We start from the raw sequence: 17673 nt of genomic DNA on the forward strand, positions 1-17673 counted from the left end.
TTGGCAACGTAGCAAAATGCCCCGCGGGCAGGAAGCTGCTCGCGGGGCAAAGAAGAGGGGCTTATTTGTGGCGGACCGAGGGGCCCGGCATGGGGTTTCTGCCGCGGCCTGTCCTAAGGTGCTACAGCTCGACGAGCTGGCCGGTCTCGGCGGCCTCCTTGATGGCGTTGAGAAGCGTGAGCGTCTTGACGTTGTCGGCGGGGGTTACGACGGGCTCGACCTCGCGGCGGACGACCTTCACAAAGTGCTTGAGCTGCATCTTGTGCGGCAGCGCCGGGTCGACGGCCGGAATCTCCATCTGCAGCGGCTTGTGCCAGTTGGAGGCGCCGTCGTAGGAGAACTGATGCAGGCGGGGCAGCGAAAGGGCACCCAAGGTTCCGCCGATAAAGTAGGCGTCGGCGTCGAAGGGGCGGTACTGCGGATCCTCGCGAGCGGTTGCCTCCCAGTTCCAGGGGCTGGCGGTGGCGTCGGAGATGGTCATGCTCGCAAGCGCGCCATCGGCAAAACGGACGTTGACCACGGCGGAGTCCTCGGTCTCAAAACCGCGGGCGGCGCTGGACTGCATGCCCTGGACGGCGACGGGCTCGCCCAGCAGGTAGCGGAGCAGGTCCACGTCGTGAACCAGGTTGACCAAGATCGGTCCGGCACCCTTCTTGCGGCGCCACTCGACATCGAAGTACTCGTCATTCTTATAGATCATGTAGTGGAAGCTCGACACGGTGAGCTTGCCCAGCTCGCCGGACTCGATGATCTCCTTGGCCTTGTTGACGAAGGGGTTGTGGCGACGGTGCTGACCCACGAGCACGGGCACGCCGGCGGTCTCGGCCTCGGCGGCGAAAGCCTGGGCATCCTCGAGGTCGTTGGAGATCGGCTTTTCGACCAGCGGCACGATGTTGCGCTTGATGGCCTCGCGGGCAACGCCCAGGTGCAGGTCGTTGGGGGTGGCGATGATGACGGCCTCGGGCTTGACCTCGTCCATCATCTGGGCGGGATCGGTAAAGAACGGCACGCCGGCAGCCTCGGCCGTGGCGCGGGCGCCCTCAAAGGCGTCGGCGATGGCGACAAGCTCGGCCTCGGGCTCCTCGGTGACAAAGCGGATGTGGTTGCGGCCCATGGCGCCGGCGCCGATGACGGCAATGCGGACGGGGTTGAGCTCAGACATTTCGACTCCTTAATGCTGGTGGCTGGTGGAATGTGACAAAGGGACAGTCCCTTTGTCACATCGGTAAAACTAGGCGGACTTCTTCTTGCTGTCGGAGACCATCATGTAGAGGGTGAGCACGACGGCGATGGCGGCGATCACGATGGCGCCGTAGAAGGACTGCTGGTAGGCGGCGCTGCCGGCCTCGGCGTGATACAGCACGGCAGTGATGGGCTGGCTGATCCAGGTAGAGGCGGCGTAGCCCAAAAACATGATGCCGTAGTTGACACCGATGTTGCTGGTGCCAAAGGCGCCACCGGTGAGCGGCGGGTAGATGACGAGCAGGGCGCCAAAGCTAAAGCCGAGCAGAGCGAGCGCCACAAAGAACATGCTCTGCGTAAAGCTCATCGACATGATGACGAGCGCGACGATGGTCACGACAAGGCTGATGAGCAGCGACTTGTAGGCACCGATCTTGTCGATGATCTGGCCAAAGGAAAGGCGACCGACCAGGTTAGCGCAGGTGTTGACGGAGACGACCACGCCGCCGAGGGCGACGGCCGCGGCACTCGTGGGGTCGGCGAAGAGCTGGACGGCGGCGATGGAGGCAACCTTGCCCACAAGCAGGGTGCCCGCGGTGGCGGCAAAGGCGAAGGTGACGATAAGGACCCAGAAGCGCGGGGTCTTGACCATCTCGCCCGGGGTGAGGTCGCCGAAGGTGCCGGCATGTGCGCCGCCCTTGGGGGCCTCAAAACCCTCGGGCAGCCAGCCGCCCTCGGGGGCCTTCAGGAACAGGGCGGAGGCGGCGATCATCACAAAGAAGATGACGCCGAGTGCCTTGAGGGCGCCAAAGATACCGAGGCTCGGGATGAGCAGCGAGGCGAGCACCGGGGACAGCACGGCGGGGCCGGCGGTCGAAGCGGCCAGGGTGATGCCGGAGGCGAGGCCCTTCTTGTCGATGAACCATTTTTGGCCCGTGGTGAGCGCGGGGTTGTAGCCCAGGCCGTTGCCGATAGCGGCGACGAGCGAGAACCACAGGTAGAACTGCCACGGCTCAGTGACGGTGCCGGACATGAACCAGCCCACGCCGTAGCACACGGCGGCGGCAATCACGACGTTGCGGGGGCCGATCTTATCGGAGATGCGGCCGGCGAAGATGCCCGTCACGGCCATGATGGTCTGAAAGACCGGGAAAGCCCAGGTAAGGGCGCTGGACCACTCGGGGTAGACGGCGAGCAGGTTCTTGCTCACGACGGAATACAGAGCGATGGAGCTGATGAAGAACATGGTGACGCACGCGGCGGAAAGCACGACGGCGCGACCCTTGTTGGAGTTGGTGGAAGCCATTGGACTCTTTCTAATCGATGCGGGGGAGGGGCGGACACGTCCGCGGGGCCTCCCTGTCAGGCTGGTTTACTGGTCAGTGGGCTTTGCGACGCCAGACTCGTCGGACCAAAGCTCGACACCCTTGTTCTTGAGGTAGTTGTCGGCAAAGGCTCGACGGCCGCCGGGCTTGGCGGTGAGGTCGCCCATCATATTGGAGAAGCCGCCGTCGACTTTGATGGCGTCGCCGGTGGTGAAGTCCGAGCGCTTGGACGCCAAGAACATGACGGCGTTGGCGATATCACTGACCTCGCCGATGCGGCGCGTGGCGATGAGGCGGCTGCGGCTCTTCTCGACCTCGGGGTCGGCGTAAAAGTTGGTCGACATCGGGGTCTTAACGAAGCAAGGCTCGACGCAGTTGGAGCGGACGCCGTAGGGGCCCCACTCGGCGGCGAGCATCTTGGACATCATGTTGACGCCCGCCTTGGTGGAGCTGTACACGCCCGAGAACGTCTCGGGGGAGTGGCTGGCAACGGTCGAGATGTGCACCAGGCGGCCCTGGCCGGCCTTGATCATCTCGCGACCAAAGCGCTGCGAGGTGATGAAGTAGCCGGTGAGGTTGACGTTGAGCACCTGCTCCCAGTCGCTTAGCGGCAGGTCCTCCATGGCGGCGAAGCGCAGGATGCCGGCGGTGTTGACGAGAACGTCGACGCGGCCGAAGTCGGCGATGGTGGCGTCGACGGCGGCCTGAACCTCGGCCTCGTCGGTGGCGTTCATCTTGTAACCCTCGGCGTGGATGCCAAACTCGGCAGCGAGGTCGGCGGCAGCGGCCTTGACCTTCTCCTCGTCCAGGTCGAGCAGGACGACGTTAGCGCCATTGCGGGCGAACTCGCGGCAAATCTCGACGCCCATGCCGCCGAGCGCTCCAGTCACAGCGCAAACATCGCCCTCGAGCTTAAGCCAATTGCTCATAGGAACTTCCCTTCTTATGCCTCCCGGTGGGTCGCTCCCATTAACCGACCCACGTGGTTTTCGCTGGTTATCGTATGCTTTGCATTTGCGCAGGTGAATTGCATATTTGTTAGAATGGCATTAACCATAGGTTTACACTGTGCGATGCAGTTTATTCTCAATTGAGCGCATGACCTGCGAAACAACCTCCTGTGGCACCATGTGGCCACGGGCGCGAAAACGGGAGATTGACGTGTACGATCGACGACTTGAGGCCATATCGGCCGCTGCGGAGCTGGGAAGCTTCTCGCGTGCGGCGGCACAATTGCGCGTGTCGACTCCGGCGCTCGTCAAGCAGGTGTCGGGCTTCGAGGCCGAGTTCGGCATCACGCTGTTCGAACGCTCGCACTCGGGCGTCAAGGTGACGCCGGCGGGCGCTCTGCTGGTGGACGACGCGCGCTCGATCATGCGGCAGTCCGAGGACGCGCTGCGCCGTGCCCGACGCGCGGCGGGCGATGGCGGTGCCGTGCGCCTGGGCGTGTCGATGATGTGCCCTGGGCGCCAGACGCTGTCGATGTGGACGAGTGTGCACGAACTGGAGCCGTCACTGCGCTTTGAGATTGTGCCGGTGAGTGACCTTTATGATGAGCGCGAGACCGTCATGCGCAGCTTGGGCCGCGAGGTCGATGTGGTGCAATCGAGTTTTTCTACCCCACGCTGGGGTGATGCCTGCCAAAAGCTCCTTATCGTCAACGTACCGTTTTATATTGATGTGCCGCGCACGAGCCCGCTTGCGCGCAAGACGCGCATCACAGTTGCCGACCTGGAGGGCATGCGCCTGCGCGTGCTCCGTCACGGCAACGACGCCATGGACAGCCTGCGCATCGACCTTTTGGCCGACGGCGGCGTGGACGTGATCGACGTGGATAGCTTCGACTTTGCGCTCTTTAACGAGGCGGAGGAAAAGGGCGACGCGGTGCTCACCTGCGGAGCTTGGTCAGGCGTACACCCGGCCTTTGTAGGCGTGCCGTTCCTGTGCGGCCGCGAGGTGCCGGTATACCTGCACTACCCGCTCGAGCCCACCCTCCAAGTCCAAAAATTCGTCAACGCCATGGCCCAACTCCTCAACTAGCTCATTTAGGACGGGGCTTTTTTAGCTACTTTCGCCGCACTACCAGCACAATACGAAAAATGATGCGAAAAATGACTGCAAATCGGTCACGCATGATTTTGCTTTTGCCCTGGGCTGGTTGTAGAATCAAAAAGCTTAAACGAACTACTTGTGCAGCTTGCGCGAAAGCCCGGGCTGCGGCTGGGGGGGATGCGCCCGTGCAGGGTCCTTTCGGTCATATTGCGTCGATGCGCCGCACCTTTGTGATGTTGCTGGCGACCTTATGCGTGTTCGTTATGGCCGGGGGGGGGTTGCCCTCGCGCGCGTACGGTGACGATGGCAACCTTATAACGAACCCAAACTTTATTAACCAAGCTGCTGGTTGGTCGACGACCTCTCCGAGAAAGAGGATCGGCGAGACGTCGTACCTCGCAACTCCTACGCAGCTCCTCAAGCCCCAAACGAACACCAAACAAGCTAACGGTAATCACTTTGCGCTTGCGTGGAATCTTAGGCCACAGGGTACCAATAATTATTTTGAGCCTGGATCAACCTACACCACCTTTTCCACCCAGAGCGGCGCCGCGTACGAGTGGGGCCTCAACCATCGCGCCGCAACCGACCACGACGTGCTGATGCTCACGATGGGTCCTCAACAGGAGAATTTGTCGGTTAACAGCGCAGGCCAAGACCAGCTTATGCAGCTGCGGACTTGGCTTAAGGCGCAGGGCAAGATGCCCCAGGGAAATACCGTTGAGCGGTACACCGTCTACAGCGATCCCTTTGCCGAAAATGGCGGCTTTGCTGGTAACAGCGCTGATGGATCCCACTTCTCGTTTGAGCGGAGCGACGGCCGCATCGCGCTTTCGGTGTGGCTCGTAAGCTCTAACGGACAGGGTTGGTTCTCCTTTGGTACCAACAGCACGCATTATTATCGAGATCTTCCCGAGGAAGACGATGAGTTTGCCTATCGGGCGGACTATACCGCGGCGTCCGACAAAACGATGCTTGCGCTGACCTGCTACGATTCAAATCTTACGGGGGAGAACAGACAATACCGGGAGTGGTTTGGCAATCTGGTCAACGACGTTCACGTGGAAAAGCAGGGCACACGCGACATCTATAGTGATTTTGCCAAGGTGTATCAAGAAAATTCGTCCGAGACCATGACAACGCTCACGAGCTATGCGTTCTCGACCTCGAATCTTAAGAACGAGAATACGAACATTGCTAACGGCAGTTTTGAAGACGATATACATCTGGGGAACCAGGGGCGCAGCAAGTTTACGCTGTGCTCGCCCCATTGGCGCACGACCGAGACGGACCATCGTATCGAGATCGTTGCCCAGAACAACTATTATATCGACCCAACTGGGCATTCTGTTACGTTTACGCCCTCCGATGGTGACTACGCGGCCGAGCTCAACGCACATGAGTCGAGTTCGCTCTACCAATATGTGACAACCGAGCCGGGAAAACAGTATGAGTGGGGGCTCGACCACCGCGGCCGCTCGGGTCGAGACGCCATGGCCCTTATCATCGGTCCGCGACAAGAAAACGAGCCGTACAAGGACAATCAAAAGGCACTCGATCAGTACCAGCAAATTGTTCAATGGATTCAAATGAGCGTCGATAACTATGTCGGCTTGGATGTGGCCAATTTTTCCCAATCGGGCTGCAGCAAAAAGATCATCCTGTATTCAACCAAGTTTGACAAAGTGGGCGGATTTGCCAATGCGTCCAGCGGAAGTGCGTTCTCATGGACGGCCGATGCGGAGCATACCGAAAAATGGTGCGTATGGATTATGGCGTCCGAAAACGACGCGTGGGCTTCCTACGGTTCCAACGCGCTCGAGCAGAACAAAAAGGTTGACTACGACTATACCTACACCATTCCGGATGGCCAAAACCAGAGCGTCTTTGCTTTTGTGGCCTACAATACGGCCAACAAGAGCAATTCGACCGGCAACTTCCTCGACAATATCTCGTTTAGGGAGTTCTATCGCATCGAGACATACACGACGCCCAACGGAAGCGGAACGTATTTTTATAACTCCGAAAACGAGACGGCGGACTTTACGTATGCCAAAAACTACGTAGGGAAACAGGAGAAGAACTCCTACTTTATGGTCGATGCCAAACGCGATGACGGGGCAGTCTTTATCGGCGCTCTGGTCAACGGCGAGTTCTATCCCGCGGAAGATACTGCGCATTGGAGCAAATCGGACGATGGCGCCTACCGCTTTAAGGTCGACAAGGTCACAAAGCACTACAAAGTGCACCTTGTGTTTTCCAAGGCGGGCGTTCAATACGATGTGAACGGTGGCAAAGCGTATCACTATGATCCGTCCAATGAGTCCACGGGCGATTTCGTGCAGCTCTCTAGTGCTGGGGCGAGCTATACCTCCCATGCTGCCGAAGGGCAAAACGACGGTTGGAAGTTTATGGGCTGGGAGTACGCGGGCTCGGGAAAAGCCATTCGTTTTAGCGCAGAGCACACGGTGACCCATACGGCTCCCGAGGGCACCACGGATTCCGGCACTCTTACCATTAAGGGCAAGAAGGTCGATTCGGATACCGGTGCTGCGGGCGATGAGGTAACGGTCAAAAACATTCCCGAGAGCCAAGGCGCGACGTTCGTGGCGCAATGGAAGTATCGTCAGGCCTTTGTTGCTCAGCTTAAAAATGCCGATGGCACGTGGAGCAACGTAACGACGGGCGGCACGGTCAGCTCCAAGCTTAAGGGGGCAAAGGGCTCCATCAATGCGGGGGATGGCTCGGGCAAGGACGCCGACGCGTACGAAAAATCGGGCGTTGCCTACTTTGTGGACGACGGCACGTTTGTGGAAGCGGTGGCCGCTCCCAAGGAGGGCTATCACTTTGAGGGTTGGTACGACCTATCGAATCCGGACGCCCCGGAGCTGCTGTCGTCTTCACCCACCTATACGTACAACGTAAAAGACCGCCATACGGGATGCGTATACGCACGATTCACCCCGCGCACCTACACGCTCAAGGTTTCCAAGAGCGTTACGGGCAATATGGGCGACAAGCGTGCCTACTTTAAGATGACGGCGACCTTTACGGGCCTCAAGGCTGGTCAGACCTACGCCATCGAGTATTCGGATGCGTCTGCCCAAGGCAGCCATGCGCTCGTGGCGCGACCGAATGATCGGGCCGAGACCGTGGAAAACAAGACGGCCTTTACGGCCGATGGCCAGGGCGAGGCGACCGTGCCGTTTGCCGTTAAGGACGGCCTGACCGTTTCGATTAAGGCGCTGGATTACAACGCGGTCTATACCGTGAGCGAAGACGATTATTCTTCGTTGGGGTATCAGGCTAGGCTTACGGGTGCGAGCGGCACGCTCAACGGTCCGCGTGTGACCGTTGCCGTTGAAGCTAAGGCCACCAATTCCCGACAGGTCGCGGTGCCTACGGGCATTACGCGCAACCCCATCTATGCCCTGGCGATTTTGGCCGCCGGCGTGCTGTTGGCTACGGGCATGGTTGCGCTGCGTTTACGCCGCGGCTCCAAGAGGGGTGGGCGCCTATGAGAAGACATGGCGCCAGCAATGCTGGTGATGGGCCAGCCGCACGAGCGGCCCCGCAGGGAAGACCCCGGGGCTCGCGGTATTCGGCCGTGTCGAACGTGAGGTTGGGCGCCCATGCGGCGCCAGATCTGGGAGAAGCGGACGACCGGCGCGATATCGTGGGTTTTCTGGCGCGCTTGGCATTTTTTGTCGTGACGCTCTGGCTGCTCTTTGGCGTGGTCTTGGGCGTGGGCGCAGTCACGACTGGCGAGATGGCCCCCCGTATCTGTTCGGGTGACGTCATGCTCTACTGGAGGCTCAGCCAGAGCTTCAACGAGGGTGACGTGGTGGTATACACCGCGGATGGCGCAGAGCGCCTAGGCCGCGTGGTTGCCCGTCCCGGTGATGAGGTCACGATTACCGAGGAAGGCGAGCTCATGGTTAACGGGGCTGTTGTGGTGGAAAGCGATATCACCACGCCGACGCCGCGCTACGAGTCTGCTGTGGACTATCCCGTACACCTGGCAGCGGATGAGTTCTTTGTGCTGGCCGATCTGCGCGAAGGCGGGCACGACAGCCGCCTGTACGGGCCGATTGCCCGTTCGCAGATCAAAGGCAACGTGATCAGTGTGCTGCGCAGGTCGAACCTGTAGGCACGGAGATTGGTTTTATTAAGGGCATATGCCCGAGAGGAAGGATACAACATGAAAACTGGAAAGAAACGACTGACAGCATTTGCAGTTGTGGCTGCCACGATGCTGCTGGCTTTGGTGGGAGTTGTCGCGCCCGCGTGGGCGGAGGAGGGCTCTACTTCTCCGCATCTGCCGGTAAAAGACAACAAGGTCACGATCACCTCGACGCTTACCATGAATGAGAATGCCGTGGTGCCTAATGCGACGTTTAACTATTCGATTGCGCCGGCGGAGGAGGAGAGTGAGCTTACGAGCACGAGCGGTATGCCCGTTTATGCTGGAGTGAAAGACGCCGTCACGCTTTCGCCGACTTCCGTTAATTACTCTGATAAAAAGCTTACTCCTGAGACTACCGACGGCATTACGACAATAACCGCTCATTTGAGTGCCGTCCTTAATACCTCAAAGTTCACGGCTCCGGGTATCTACCGATACAAAATTACGCAGGAGAAGCCGGTCTTGGATGGCCTCAACGTTACACATGAGGCGCTGTTCCTCGATGTTTACGTTGAAAATGGTGGCACGGACTATGTTGTCAAGGGCTGCACTCTTAGCGCAGAAGCAGGCTCGGGCAAGAAGGCCGATGGCTTTGTAAACGATTATGCCACCCATAAGCTGACCATCAAAAAGGTTGTCAAGGGCAACCAGGGTGACAAGAATAAGGACTTCCGGTTTAGCGTCAGCCTTAACGGCGTTGCCGGGGAAACCTATAAGTACGTCACTGTGAAAAAAGACGGTACTTCTACGCCCGAAGCTGTAGCCAATTCGGGATCTACGGTTTCGGTGAACCTTAGAGACGGCGACTCCGTCACCTTTTACGGTCTTTCATCGGAGGACAGGTATGCCGTAACTGAGGACGACTACAAGAAGGAAGGTTATGAGACGTCGTATAAGATTGGCGAAACTGGCAACGAGACAAAGTCCAATACTATTGCCGCGAAGGGTATCGGCACTTCCGACACATTTGTGACCTTTACCAACACCAAAGAGGCTACCGTTCCCACCGACGTCATTCGGACGATCGTTCCCTATGCGGCAATCGTCGCGTTTGCTGCCGTGATGGGCGTGGTCTTCTTCCGTCCTCGTCGTAATCGTCGTTAAAACAGCGAGGATTGCAGCCGATGGAGCTTAAACGCATAGCTCGGCTGGCGCGAGCCGGCGACCGCGTGCTTACGTGGTTTGCCGGCTTTCTCGTGCTGCTCATGCTGCTGTACGGGGGCTATTCGCTGTGGGATACAAATAACGTTATGAACGGCGGGTTCATCAGCGATGAGCTGCTGCACTACAAACCCACCGGGGCCAACGATTGCGCACGCCTGCAGGAGCTGATGGCCAAAAATCCCGACGTGGTCGGATGGGTCACCATCGATGGCACCAACATCGACTATCCCTTTGTTCAGGGAAAAGATAACCAGGAATACCTCAACAAAAACGTGTTGGGGGAGTCCGCGGTTTCGGGAGCGGTGTTTTTGGATACGCGCAACAGTCGCGCGATGACCGATTCCTACAATCTGCTCTATGCGCACCACATGGATAACGGCGCGATGTTTGGCGATGTCGACCGGTTTTTAGACAGGGGCTTCTTTGAGGTGCACCGCACGGGCACGCTCTACACAAAGGATGGGGCGTTCCGCCTGCACATTGTTGCCGTGTGCTCGTTTGCTGCGAGTGATGACATTATCTTTGGGCCGGGAAACCTGGACCAGGCTTCGATGCAGACGCTGCTCACGCATATCTCGCAGACGGCGGTGCACGTGGACATGGATGACGTTGGCCCTGATTCGCGCATCATCGCGCTTTCTACCTGCAGTGATAAAACAAACGGGCGTAGAGCGCTCATAGCAGAGATCTTGTAGTTCATTTAGGACGGGGCTTTTCTAGCTACTTTTGCCGTCCTACCTGCGCAATGATTTTTCTGGGACGGTAACGACGCCATGGACAGCCTGCGTATCGATCTTTTGGCCGACGGCGGCGTGGACGTGATCGACGTGGACAGCTTTGACTTTGCGCTCTTTAACGAGGCGGAGGAAAAGGGCGACGCGGTGCTCGCCTGCGGAGCGTGGTCGGGTGTGCACCCGGCCTTTGTGGGCGTGCCGTTCCTGTGCGGCCGCGAGGTGCCGGTCTATTTACACTACCCGCTCGAGCCCACCCTCCAAGTGCAAAAAATCGTCAACGTCATGGCCCAACTCCTCAAGTAGCTCATTTGGCGTCGAGTAGCTAATATAGGACGGGGCTTTTTTAGCTGCATCGGGCATGGTCCCGGATAAGGGGTCGAATTATATCGGGGCCTGTTTATTCGGCAAGTAGCACCTGCAGGTAATCGCGTTTTCCGTGGAGAACACGGTCAATATAGACCTTCTGGTGAAAGCGGTAAAACGCGAGATAATTGTCACAGATCACGAACCGGTAATCGGAGCGTAGGGGATAGATCGATGAGAGTGGCGTGCCCGACTCCGGGAAGCTGGAGAGCAGGTCTATCCGAGCGAGGATGCCCTCTACGATTCTCTCCGCTGCTGCGGGATTGTCCTTTTCGACGGCAATATAGTCCCAGATGTCGTCGAGATCTTGCAGAGCCAGCGGAGAGTAGACAACCTCGCAGCTATGCATGGCTTGCGGCCTTGTGGCGGAAGTGTGCGGCGACGTCATTCGACGAGACCCATCCGCCCTGCTCACCCGAGTTGCGCCCGCGCTCAAGCTCCGTCATCAGCGTGCTGATGGCGCAAAACCGGTCGTAATCTTTCATGTCGAGTACCGCGTAGCAACCGTGCCCGTTTTTGGTCAGGAACACTGGGGAGCCCTCGCGGACATCGGAGAGCACCTCGTTGTAATTGCGTAAATCGGAAACAGGCTTAATGGCAGGCATATAAGGCTCCAATCGATGTACGGGAACTTACGATAAATTATACGAATAATATGCAGTACCTGCCAGCCAAAGCACCCACACAAAACGAGGCCTAGTCCCCTGGTAAAGAAGAAGACCCACAACGGATGCGTAAGAAAATAGCCACAGAAAGCCCGCTTTCCCTATGAAAACTGCCAAAACCCACAGGGGCGCGTGCGGTTCCCGTCGAGGTGAAGTTGGGGACTAACCTTAAGGCGAAGAGCCTGGCGGCGAGTATTAAGCGATTTGGTTATGATTTGGCCATTCGTTTCTCGGCGGGTAAGCCATCTCGGGACGGTGTAATCATCGACTTGCCCCTCTACGCGGTGGAATCGCTCCCAAAGCTCCGCCCCAACGACTGCATCACGTTTGAGGCTCTCGGTCCATCATGGTAGAGTTGTCCGCGCGTGAATTTCGGTACACTGCGCGCTATCTGCGCTTTTACTGTTTGGAGGAGTGAGCTTGTGAATGCTTCTGTCGCCAAGAAGGCCAGCCGGGCGGTGCGCCTGCTCATGATGGTGCTCACGGCAGTTCTCATCTTCTTCTTCATCAATGTTATGCTGCTCGTCTCCGACATCCAGGGCACGGCACGCGTGGTCAACTACGCCGGTCTGGTGCGCGGCACCACGCAGCGAATCGTTAAGCTCGAGGACGCGGGCCAGCCACAATATGACCTTCTCAAGGCTGTGGATTCATACATTAATGGTTTGCGCTACGGAAGCGACGACCTCAATCTCGTCCGTCTGGATGACGATGAGTATCAGGCAAAGATGACCGAACTCGCGAGCTATTTTGACAAGCTTCGCACCGAGATCGCCCGTGTGCGCGAAGTCGGCTACGAGAACACCGACATCATTGCCATGAGCGAGGAATTCTTTGGCATTTGTGACGATGCCACGAGGCTTGCGGAGGACTACTCCCAGGAGAAGGCCACGGCGCTCAATCGCCTTGAGGGTTTGGTGATCATCGACATCGTGGGCCTGGTGGCGACCTTTGCGGTCGAACTTGCTCGCGCGGTGCGCACTGCCGCGCTCAATCGCGAGCTGCAGGACAAAGTCTATCTCGATGAAGCCACGGGACTGCCCAACAAGAATAAGTGCGAGGAAATCTTGGGGCAGGGGCATCCCGTTTCCGCTGAAGCGCCCGTTGCGCTGTGTGTCTTCGATCTTAACAATCTGCATACGGTCAATAACCGCTTTGGCCACGAGAAGGGTGACGAATACATTCGTTCTTTTGCCCAGCAGCTGGGCCGCGTGGCGTCCGAGGCCTGCTTTGTGGGCCGCGACGGCGGCGATGAGTTTATCGCGGTTCTGTGGGATGCCGATCGAGCTGCCGTGGAGTCCTGTCTCTCTCGGATTCGTGCGAACGTGAGCGAGTATTCCGAGGCTCACCCCGACATGCCTATCAGCTATGCGGTGGGCTATGCGCTTTCCAGCGATTTTGATGAGCCGCCCACGATGCGCGAGCTCTTTTCCCAGGCCGACAAAAACATGTACATCGACAAGAACCGCATAAAGACGACCGAGGCAGCCGGTCCGCAACGCGATGGCCGGTAAGCCTGCAACAGAGGGCATAGAAAAGCCTCCGCAGCTCGTGTGGTTGCGGAGGCTTTATTCGTTGCGGCACATTGTGTTTGGGTCGCTGAGATGAGTCGATTTGCCCCGAAAGAGGAGGGCATTGACCTTAGGGTCATGCCCGACGAATGAGCGGCAAATCGGCCATCTCGGCGGGCCGAACTACTCGAGCTCAAACGCACCGGTATACAGCTGGTAGTAATACCCGCGCTTGGCGATCAGCTCGTCGTGGTTGCCGCGCTCGATGATGCGGCCGTGATCCAGGCAGATGATCGCGTCGGAGTTGCGCACGGTGGAGAGGCGGTGCGCGATGACAAACGTCGTGCGGCCCTCCATGAGCTTGTCCATGCCCGCCTGCACGATGGCCTCGGTGCGGGTGTCGATGCTCGACGTGGCCTCGTCCAGAATCATTGCCGGCGGATCGGCGACGGCAGCGCGGGCGATTGAGATCAGCTGGCGCTGACCCTGCGACAGCTGTGCGCCGTTGCCGGTGAGCATCGTGTCGTAGCCGTCGGGCAGGCGGGTGATAAAGTCGTCCGCACCCGCGAGCTTGGCCGCCGCGATGCACTCCTCGTCGGTCGCATCCAGGTTGCCGTAGCGGATATTATCCATCACGGTGCCGGTGAACAGGTTCACGTCCTGCAGCACGACGCCCAGCGAGCGGCGCAGATCTGCCTTGCGGATCTTGTTGACGTTGATGCCGTCGTAGCGGATCTTGCCGTCGGCAATGTCGTAGAAGCGGTTGATGAGGTTGGTGATGGTCGTCTTGCCGGCACCGGTGGCGCCGACAAACGCGACCTTCTGGCCCGGCTTGGCAAACACGGACACGCCGTGCAGCACCTCGTGGTCGGGCGTGTAGCCAAAGTCGACGTTGTCCATGACCAGGTCGCCGCGCAGCGGTACGTACTCGATCTCGCCGGTTGCACGGTGCGGATGTTTCCACGCCCACATGCCGGTGTGGTGGTCAGCCTCCTCGAGCTGCCAGGTGTCGGGGTTGACCTGCGCGTTGACGAGTGTCACGTAGCCTTCGTCGGCCTCGGGCTCCTCATCGATGAGCTCAAAGATGCGGTCGGCGCCGGCGAGGCCCATGACCACGGCGTTGATCTGTTGCGAGATCTGGCCGATCTGTCCGCAGAACTGCTTGGTCATGTTGAGGAACGGCACCACGACGGCGATGGACAGCGCCATGCCTGAGATACTCAGGTTGGGAACGCCCAACGCCAGGAAAATGCCGCCGGCAAGGGCCACCAGCACGTAGAGCAGGTTGCCCAGGTTCATGAGGATGGGCATGAGGATGTTGGCGTACATGTTGGCCTTCTGCGAGACCTCGAAGAGCTTTTCGTTGCGCTCGTCAAAATCGGCCTCGGCGGCAGACTCGTGGCAGAACGCCTTGACGACCTTCTGACCGTTCATGACTTCCTCGATATGGCCCTCGACCACGCCGAGCTCGGTCTGCTGCGCAATGAAGAAGCGCGCGGAGTTGGAGCCGAGCAGCTTGGTCATAAAGGTCATAAAGGCGACGCCGGCGATGATGACCAGGCACATCCACACGCTGTAGTACAGCATGATAAAGAACACCGTGACGATGATGATGATCGTCATGAGCAGGTTGGGCAGCGACTGGCTGATCATCTGACGCAGCGTGTCGATGTCGTTGGTGTAGTGGCTCATGATATCGCCGCGCTGGTGCGTGTCGAAGTAGCGGATCGGCAGGTCCTGCATGCGGTTGAACATCATCTCGCGCAGCTTCTCGAGCGAGCCCTGCGTGACGATAGCCATGGCGCGGTTCCAGAAGAGCGAGGACAGGACGCCGACGCCGTAGATGCAGGCGAGGGTGGTCACGAGCTGTGCGATCTTGGGCTGCGCGGCTTCCCAATCGCCCGACTGCCACGATTCGCCAATAATTTGCAGGGCGCTCTGCAGGAAGGTCGCGCCGATGGAGTTGATGATGGCGCAGAGCACCACGCCGGCGACGACGAGGGGCAAAAGCACGGGATAGAAGCCAAAGAGCGTCTTGATGAGGCGCGACATGGTGCCGCCCTTGCGGTTGAGCGCGCGCTCGGCGGTCGTTGCCTTACTCATGGGCCTCGCCTCCTTCCTGGGTCTGAGCTTGCGTTGCGGTCATGTCGGTGTTGTCTGCCGCCGTGTTCGCGTCGCCAGAGACGTCGTCGGCGTCTTGCGTACCTTCGGCAGACATCTTGTTTTGCGAGGTAAAGGTCTCTCGGTAGATCTCGCTCGTCTTGAGCAGCTCTTCGTGGTTGCCGATCTGTGCGATACGGCCGCCCTCCATGACAATGATGCGGTCTGCGTCCTGCACGGAGCTGATGCGCTGGGCGATGATGATCTTGGTCGTGTTGGGCAGATAGCTTGCCAGCCCCGCGCGGATCTTGGCGTCGGTCTTGGTGTCGACGGCGCTGGTGGAGTCGTCCAGGATCAAGATCTTGGGGCGACGCAGCAGGGCGCGTGCAATGCACAGGCGCTGCTTCTGACCGCCCGAAACATTAGAGCCGCCCTGTTCGATCCAAGTGTCGTAGCCCTTGGGGAAGCCATCGACAAACTCATCGGCGCAGGCCAGATGTGCCGCCTCGCGGACTTCCTCGTCGGTGGCGTTCGGGTCGCCCCAACGCAGGTTCTCGGCGATGGTGCCGCTAAACAGCACGTTTTTCTGCAGCACCATGGCGACCTGGTGACGCAGCGCGTCCAGGTCGTAGTCGCGCACGTCCACGCCGCCCACGCGCACAGCGCCTTCGGTGGTGTCGTACAGGCGGGCGATGAGGTTAACGAGCGTGGACTTGGCCGAACCGGTGCCGCCGATGATGCCGATGGTCTCGCCGCTCGTAATGTGCAGGTCGATATCGTCGAGCGCCTGGCGTTTCGCATGCGCGGAATACTTAAAGCTCACGTGGTCAAAGTCGATGGAACCGTCGGCAACCTCGAGCACGGGCTCGGCGGGATCGGCGATCGTGGGCTCGGCGGCCAGCACCTCGGCAATGCGGTGTGCCGATTCGTCGGCCATGGTCACCATGACAAAGATCATCGACAGCTGCATCAGGCTCATCAGAATCTGGAAGCCGTAGGTAAAGGTCGAGGACAGCTGGCCCACGTCGAACAGCGTGCCTTGGCTCGTGATGATGAGCTTGGAGCCCAAGTAGATGATGACGACGAACGCGCCGTTGACGCAGATGTTCATCATGGGGTTGTTAAAGGCAAGGAGCTTCTCGGCGCGGGTGAAGTCCATCTGTACGTCGTGCGCAGCGGTCGCGAACTTTTCCTTCTCGTAGTCCTGGCGCACATAGCTCTTGACCACGCGCATGCCGGTGACGTTTTCCTCGACGGATTCGTTAAGGGCATCGTACTTGTGGAACACGCGCGAGAAGATGGGGCGCACCTTAAAGATGATAAAGAACAGTCCAAAGCCCAGCAGCGGAATGATGACCAGGTAGACCATGGCGACGCTGCCGCCCATGATAAATGCCATGGTAAAGGCGAAGATCAAGACCAGCGGCGCGCGCACGGCGATGCGGATGATCATCATAAAGGCCTGCTGCACGTTGTTGATGTCGGTGGTCAGGCGCGTGACGAGCGAGGAGCTCGAGAACTCATCGATGTTGGCAAAGCTGAACGTCTGGATTTTGTAGAACAGGTCGTGACGCAGATTCTTGGCGAAGCCGCAACTCGCATGGCTGCAGGTGATGCCGGCCGCGGCGCCAAAAGCAAGCGACGTAAGCGCGATGAGCACCAAAAAACCCGCGGTGGGAAGCATCTCGGCTACGGTGGCACCGTCTTTGATGGCGTCGATTAGGTTGGCGGTGATAAATGGAATCAGCATCTCGCAGAGCACCTCGCCAAGCACGAGCAATGGCGTGGCAACAGTGACTTTCATATAGTCGCGGATGCTGCCCATGAGGGTTTTAATCATCCAGTTCCTCCCAGGTTACACGGATTTTCTCGAGCATTTCGGCGAGCTGCTCGCGCTCGTCGTGGGTGAGGGCACTAAAGGCTTGCTCTCTAAAGCGAATGCGGGCCGCCTGGTCGATGCGGGCGTTTTCCCGGCCGGTTTCGGTCAGGCGAATGGTGAGCTGCCGTCGATCCTTGGGGTTACGGCTGCGCTCGATGAGGCCGTTGAGCTCGAGCTTGGACAGGATCTCGGAAAGCGACCCCGGCTTGAGGTCAAAGTGCATGCCGAGTTCCTGCTGCGACATCTCGCCGCCGGGTTGCTTGGCCAGCAGGCAGATGATGGGCGCCTTGCCGGACACGCCTCCGCCATGAAAATGCATGTAATGGCCGCAAAAGCCCAGGCCGCTCAGGATGCGCTTGGCGAGTTTGTCTTCGGCGCTGACCGCTTCGGGTATGTCTACCGGTTGCGACGGGTCACCGCCGGGCTCATGCGGAAGGACGAGTGGTTCAACACACATATCTAAGCTTCGCTCCTTTCTTTAGTTAGGTAGTGCAATTGTTTTGTGCCTAACT

The 17673-nt window shown here is 59.0% G+C and carries 15 protein-coding genes; 7 read left to right on the forward strand and 8 right to left on the reverse strand.

Annotated elements, in window-relative coordinates; all coding sequences use genetic code 11:
• Window positions 1-121 precede the first annotated feature (121 nt).
• The 3 genes from PMX72_RS05970 to PMX72_RS05980 form a co-directional block, all read right to left on the reverse strand.
• Window positions 122-1162 (reverse strand): Gfo/Idh/MocA family oxidoreductase, encoded by a 1041-nt coding sequence (locus PMX72_RS05970; protein WP_118094311.1) that lies wholly within the window; start codon window positions 1160-1162, stop codon window positions 122-124.
• A gap of 69 nt (window positions 1163-1231) precedes the next feature.
• Window positions 1232-2488 (reverse strand): MFS transporter, encoded by a 1257-nt coding sequence (locus PMX72_RS05975; protein WP_117800280.1) that lies wholly within the window; start codon window positions 2486-2488, stop codon window positions 1232-1234.
• 66 nt (window positions 2489-2554) lie between these two features.
• On the reverse strand, window positions 2555-3436 hold the full coding sequence (locus tag PMX72_RS05980; RefSeq protein ID WP_117800281.1) for an SDR family NAD(P)-dependent oxidoreductase: 882 nt from the start codon (window positions 3434-3436) through the stop codon (window positions 2555-2557).
• A 232-nt stretch (window positions 3437-3668) separates the two neighbouring features.
• On the opposite strand from PMX72_RS05980, the gene PMX72_RS05985 reads away from it, so the two are divergent.
• The 6 genes from PMX72_RS05985 (at window position 3669) to PMX72_RS06010 (ending at window position 10946) form a co-directional block, all read left to right on the forward strand.
• Window positions 3669-4547 carry a LysR family transcriptional regulator gene (locus tag PMX72_RS05985; RefSeq protein ID WP_271729457.1) on the forward strand — a complete coding sequence of 293 codons (879 nt, stop codon included), beginning with the start codon at window positions 3669-3671 and terminating at the stop codon, window positions 4545-4547.
• Window positions 4548-5260: 713 nt separating this feature from the next.
• Entirely contained in the window at window positions 5261-8080 is a 2820-nt protein-coding gene (locus PMX72_RS05990) for a DUF7601 domain-containing protein (RefSeq protein ID WP_271729456.1), read from the forward strand.
• 86 nt (window positions 8081-8166) lie between these two features.
• Window positions 8167-8709 (forward strand): signal peptidase I, encoded by a 543-nt coding sequence (gene lepB, locus PMX72_RS05995; RefSeq protein ID WP_271729455.1) that lies wholly within the window; start codon window positions 8167-8169, stop codon window positions 8707-8709.
• Window positions 8710-8760: 51 nt separating this feature from the next.
• A complete protein-coding gene (locus PMX72_RS06000) occupies window positions 8761-9849 on the forward strand; it encodes a DUF7601 domain-containing protein (protein ID WP_271729454.1) in 1089 nt (362 codons plus the stop codon).
• A 20-nt stretch (window positions 9850-9869) separates the two neighbouring features.
• Window positions 9870-10604, forward strand: a complete 735-nt coding sequence (gene srtB / locus PMX72_RS06005; RefSeq protein ID WP_271729453.1) for a class B sortase — start codon at window positions 9870-9872, stop codon at window positions 10602-10604.
• Window positions 10605-10682: 78 nt separating this feature from the next.
• The gene (locus tag PMX72_RS06010; RefSeq protein WP_271729452.1) at window positions 10683-10946 is read left to right on the forward strand and encodes a hypothetical protein; all 264 of its coding nucleotides are present in this window, start codon (window positions 10683-10685) and stop codon (window positions 10944-10946) included.
• Window positions 10947-11040: 94 nt separating this feature from the next.
• On the opposite strand, the gene PMX72_RS06015 is transcribed toward PMX72_RS06010, so the two are convergent.
• Together PMX72_RS06015 and PMX72_RS06020 are read right to left on the reverse strand one after the other, a co-directional pair.
• Window positions 11041-11355 carry a type II toxin-antitoxin system RelE/ParE family toxin gene (locus tag PMX72_RS06015; RefSeq protein WP_271729451.1) on the reverse strand — a complete coding sequence of 105 codons (315 nt, stop codon included), beginning with the start codon at window positions 11353-11355 and terminating at the stop codon, window positions 11041-11043.
• Window positions 11348-11611, reverse strand: a complete 264-nt coding sequence (locus tag PMX72_RS06020; RefSeq protein ID WP_271729450.1) for a type II toxin-antitoxin system prevent-host-death family antitoxin — start codon at window positions 11609-11611, stop codon at window positions 11348-11350. Before PMX72_RS06020 ends, PMX72_RS06015 begins: the two co-directional genes overlap by 8 nt.
• 482 nt (window positions 11612-12093) lie before the next feature.
• Between PMX72_RS06020 and PMX72_RS06025 the strand changes: the two genes are divergently transcribed.
• Window positions 12094-13185, forward strand: a complete 1092-nt coding sequence (locus tag PMX72_RS06025) for a GGDEF domain-containing protein (protein ID WP_271729449.1) — start codon at window positions 12094-12096, stop codon at window positions 13183-13185.
• Between the two features lie 180 nt (window positions 13186-13365).
• Here the strand turns inward: PMX72_RS06025 and PMX72_RS06030 are convergent, their stop codons facing one another.
• From PMX72_RS06030 to PMX72_RS06040, 3 genes are read right to left on the reverse strand one after another with little or no spacing between them, the layout of a single operon-like run.
• Window positions 13366-15285: an ABC transporter ATP-binding protein gene (locus PMX72_RS06030; RefSeq protein ID WP_271729448.1), complete on the reverse strand. Its 1920-nt coding sequence runs from the start codon at window positions 15283-15285 to the stop codon at window positions 13366-13368.
• Entirely contained in the window at window positions 15278-17122 is a 1845-nt protein-coding gene (locus PMX72_RS06035) for an ABC transporter ATP-binding protein (RefSeq protein ID WP_271729447.1), read from the reverse strand. The genes PMX72_RS06030 and PMX72_RS06035 overlap by 8 nt, the downstream gene beginning before the upstream one ends.
• Window positions 17115-17618, reverse strand: coding sequence for a MarR family winged helix-turn-helix transcriptional regulator (locus PMX72_RS06040; protein WP_117800283.1), 504 nt, complete (start codon window positions 17616-17618; stop codon window positions 17115-17117). The genes PMX72_RS06035 and PMX72_RS06040 overlap by 8 nt, the downstream gene beginning before the upstream one ends.
• Between the last annotated feature and the right edge of the window lie 55 nt (window positions 17619-17673).

Origin of the sequence: Collinsella aerofaciens (assembly GCF_028207065.1) — a bacterium.
Lineage (GTDB): Bacteria > Actinomycetota > Coriobacteriia > Coriobacteriales > Coriobacteriaceae > Collinsella > Collinsella aerofaciens_AR.

What these genes read in the sequence shown, in the direction of transcription:
- PMX72_RS05970 (WP_118094311.1), bottom strand. Translation starts at nt 1,162, where the DNA reads ATGTCTGAGCTCAACCCCGTCCGCATTGCCGTCATCGGCGCCGGCGCC.
- PMX72_RS05975 (WP_117800280.1), bottom strand. Translation starts at nt 2,488, where the DNA reads ATGGCTTCCACCAACTCCAACAAGGGTCGCGCCGTCGTGCTTTCCGCC.
- PMX72_RS05980 (WP_117800281.1), bottom strand. Translation starts at nt 3,436, where the DNA reads ATGAGCAATTGGCTTAAGCTCGAGGGCGATGTTTGCGCTGTGACTGGA.
- PMX72_RS05990 (WP_271729456.1), top strand. Translation starts at nt 5,261, where the DNA reads ATGCCCCAGGGAAATACCGTTGAGCGGTACACCGTCTACAGCGATCCC.
- PMX72_RS06000 (WP_271729454.1), top strand. Translation starts at nt 8,761, where the DNA reads ATGAAAACTGGAAAGAAACGACTGACAGCATTTGCAGTTGTGGCTGCC.
- srtB (WP_271729453.1), top strand. Translation starts at nt 9,870, where the DNA reads ATGGAGCTTAAACGCATAGCTCGGCTGGCGCGAGCCGGCGACCGCGTG.
- PMX72_RS06010 (WP_271729452.1), top strand. Translation starts at nt 10,683, where the DNA reads ATGGACAGCCTGCGTATCGATCTTTTGGCCGACGGCGGCGTGGACGTG.
- PMX72_RS06015 (WP_271729451.1), bottom strand. Translation starts at nt 11,355, where the DNA reads ATGCATAGCTGCGAGGTTGTCTACTCTCCGCTGGCTCTGCAAGATCTC.
- PMX72_RS06020 (WP_271729450.1), bottom strand. Translation starts at nt 11,611, where the DNA reads ATGCCTGCCATTAAGCCTGTTTCCGATTTACGCAATTACAACGAGGTG.
- PMX72_RS06030 (WP_271729448.1), bottom strand. Translation starts at nt 15,285, where the DNA reads ATGAGTAAGGCAACGACCGCCGAGCGCGCGCTCAACCGCAAGGGCGGC.
- PMX72_RS06035 (WP_271729447.1), bottom strand. Translation starts at nt 17,122, where the DNA reads ATGATTAAAACCCTCATGGGCAGCATCCGCGACTATATGAAAGTCACT.
- PMX72_RS06040 (WP_117800283.1), bottom strand. Translation starts at nt 17,618, where the DNA reads ATGTGTGTTGAACCACTCGTCCTTCCGCATGAGCCCGGCGGTGACCCG.